Annotated in this window: 1 protein-coding gene; it reads right to left on the reverse strand. The window is 66.0% G+C overall.

Translation table 11 applies throughout. The features are described 5' to 3' along the window. A partial coding sequence (locus RVY79_RS18770; protein WP_317466068.1) for a LysR substrate-binding domain-containing protein occupies positions 1-306 on the reverse strand: 306 nt, incomplete at both ends.

Genomic DNA, 306 nt, shown 5'->3' on the forward strand with positions numbered 1-306 from the left:
CGGCGCAGACGATCATGCGCTGGCGTGCCACACGGCGCGCGATCACGCCGGCCTTGTCTTCCAGATCGCCGGTGCGGATGGCGATGTCGTAGTCGCCTTCGGCCAGATCGACAAAACGGTCGTTGAATGAGAGGTCCAACTCCAGCGCGGGGTATTGCTGCACAAGCTGCAGTAGCACGGGGGCCACGCACTTCCGGCCAAGATGCACAGGCATGGTGACGCGCAGCTTCCCGCGTGGCTCGCCGAATTGATCGGCGGCAAGCGCGTCGGCCGCTTCCGCCTCGGCCAGCACGACCTTGCAGCGCT

It is taken from the genome of Chromohalobacter sp. HP20-39, assembly GCF_033052815.1.
Taxonomy (GTDB): domain Bacteria; phylum Pseudomonadota; class Gammaproteobacteria; order Pseudomonadales; family Halomonadaceae; genus Chromohalobacter.